This is a genomic window from Mesorhizobium sp. ORS 3428 (genome assembly GCF_001854785.1).
Taxonomy (GTDB): Bacteria; Pseudomonadota; Alphaproteobacteria; order Rhizobiales; family Rhizobiaceae; genus Mesorhizobium.
This window is the reverse complement of record NZ_MDFL01000063.1, coordinates 1-2,895: the sequence shown is the minus strand read 5'-3', so window position 1 is coordinate 2,895 and position 2,895 is coordinate 1. Positions and strand designations below refer to the sequence as shown.

The 2,895-nt window shown below is 63.0% G+C and carries 1 pseudogene; it reads left to right on the top strand.

Annotated elements, in window-relative coordinates:
• Positions 1 to 1,073 precede the first annotated feature (1,073 nt).
• Positions 1,074 to 2,895, top strand: a pseudogene (locus ORS3428_RS07705) (hypothetical protein); the annotation flags it as partial.

Here is a 2,895-nt window from a genome sequence, read left to right as displayed (position 1 = left end):
TTGGTCAACCACGACTTTTCGCTTCCGCATTGCGCGGAACGGGCATGACGCGGCGCCGTTTTCCTTTGGCGCGAGACGGTGAAGCAAGCCAGGAAGAAAGCGCTTGGCGTTGTGACGGTGAGCCGGAACGCGGTGATCATGCAAGCGAAAGTTCTTACGYTCCGGTCCTGTCGCATCGCCAAACCACGTCCGATAGSAACGCAGGGCCAGGAGAGCGACGTGCCGACGATGGYGTAGAAACCAACATCCGTCTCGGAAGCGAGCAGCGGTCTCATGGCCAAGGACGGCAAGCGGGTCCTTCGCGTTCCGATGCCGGATCGCGGCGCAGAGACGGCGTCACCGATAGCTCACACACCTCCGCCCCGTCGCATGGTCGAAACCCATCCGGCGTGGAGGCCAGGCCGCCACGCAGCGACGATGGGAGCACGCGCGATAGCCGTTCCGGGTCACGGCCGCAACCGGGCCCTTCGGGTTCCGATGCCGGATCGTGGCGCAGGGATCGCGTCCCCGAAGGCTCTCGCGCCTCCGCCTCCTCGCTTGGAAAAACTCCGTCCGGCATGGAGGCCGGGCCGCCACGCAGCGACGATGGGAGCGCGCGCGATAGCCGCAGCATAGATTCTCAAGGGCCTGAAGGGTCGCGGCAGCAATCAGGCGCTTTGCGGGCCGAAGGCGGACCCTCGCGCCAGGCGCAGGGGCCCGGACGCGCGAACACAGCCGGATTGCCACCGCATAGACAAGCTGCCGATTTGCAAGTGGGACGGCATTCCGAAGCAGCCCCGCAGCCCGTCTCGCGCGCAATGTCGAGCAATCTGTTCAACAAGGCTCTCGATGACATCGGCCGAGCTCAAGACATCGTTCAATTCTCCTGTGCGGTGGTGCGCCACAGCGGCTTGCTGCGGGACCAGGAAGAGCAGGCAGCATTCCTGCAAGGAGCCGCTGTCCAGTTCACCCGTCACTTTCTGCCAAACTGGRAGCGGGATATCCGCGAGGGAGAATCGTTTGGATATGYGACSGTAGCCAACGCAGTCAGYCGCGARCCTGGAGGTCAGCCGGGCATGCRGRCCTGCAGGGCCATGGCAGCCAAGGTRTCGAGGTCTACCAGCGCCCTCGACGGTGTAGATGCTCGCGCGTTGCCGCTGTTTTCCTTGTCGTTCGGCCGATATCCCCAACTGGCGGAATGCCGCGACGGCACAATCAGGATCGGCGAATTCTGCAGCGACAACCCAGCAGTGCTTCGCCAGCTCGACGCCCGAAACCTCTCGCTGCTGGTGAACGGCTTTAGCAAGTGGCCTGACCAGCCAGGGTGTGGCGAGGGCACTTCCGCAGTCGCTGGTGAGGCTCTTCGCCGCGCTGAGACGCAAGGGTTTTCCGAATTCAGTCCGCAGAGCTTGAGCAACCTGGTCAATGGCTTCAGCAAATGGCCGAACCAGGCGGAGTGTCGGGAGGCCACCGGCGCTATCGGCACCGAGGTGACGCGCCTTGCAGGCCGAGCCAAGCGGCTCTCCGATTTTAGCCCGCAGGGCCTGTCGAACCTGGTGAACGGTTTCAGCAAGTGGCCGGAACAGGAAAGCACGCGCGAAGCGACGATCGCCATCGGCTCTGAGATCAGTCGCGAGGCCAACCGACTCGGTCGCTTTCCTGAGCAGGAGCTGGCCACGTTGGTGAACGGTTTCAGCAAGTGGCCGCAAGAGCCGGGCATACGTCAGGCTGCGGTCGCCATCGCAGGGGACATTGCGTCCGGCGCCGGCAAGCTCGGGGGATTTACTCATCAGCAGCTGGCGGCACTGGTGAACGGTTTCAGCAAGTGGCCCGAAGAACTCAATATGCGCCAGGCTGCAGTCAACGTCGCCGGCGAGATCGCGCATGCCAGGGAGCCGAGCAGATTTACTGATCAACAGCTGGCCAATCTGGTGAACGGTTTCAGCAAGTGGCCCGAACAGGAGAAGGCGCGCGAAGCGGCCGCCATCATCGCTTCTGAAGTCAGTCGCGACGCGCGACTTTCGCGTTTTCCTGAGCTGGGGCTGGCCAATCTGATCAACGGTTTCAGCAAGTGGCCCGAAGACCTCGAAATGCGCCAGGCTGCAGTCACCGTCGGTGCGGAGGTCGTTGCGCGCGTTAGGAAGCTGGGTGGGTTCACGGATCAACAACTGGCCACTCTAGTGAACGGTCTCAGCAAGTGGCCCGAACAGGAGAAGACACGCGAAGCGGCCGTCGCCATCGCCTCTGAGGTCAGCCACGACGCGCGAATTTCTCGTTTTCCTGAGCAGGACCTGGCCAATCTGATCAATGGCTTCGCCAAGTGGCCGCAAGAACCAGGCATGCGCCAAGCGGCGCTCGCCATCGCCGGGGAGATCGCCTCCCGCGCCGGCCAACTCGCCGGATTTGCCGATCAACACCTGGCSAATCTGGTCAACGGTTTCAGCAAATGRCCCGAACAGGAGAAGACGCGCGAAGCCACAGCCGCAGTTGCCTGCGAGATTCTGCGCCGCACCAGTCACGTCCGTGGATTTACTGACCAACATCTGGCGAACCTGGTGAACGGATTCAGCAAGTGGCCCGAGGAGCCTGAAGTGCGCCAAGCTGCAGTGGGCCTCRCCGAGGAGATCGTGTCCCGCGCCGGCCAACTTGCCGGATTTGCCGATCAACACCTGGTGATCTTGGTGAATGGTTTCAGCAAGTGGCTGGACCAGCATAAGATGCGCGAGGCTACGGTCACCATTGGCAAGGAGGTCCTTCGCCGCGCCGATCGCCCGGATGTCGGGCTCTCAGATTTTACTGCGCAAGGCTTGGCGGTCCTGGCGAACGGCTTCAGCAAGTGGACGCAAGAGCCGGTGTGCTATCAGGCTCTGGTGGAAATCGCCCGCGGTCTCGGCCCCAAGGGGCGTCGCTTCGGCG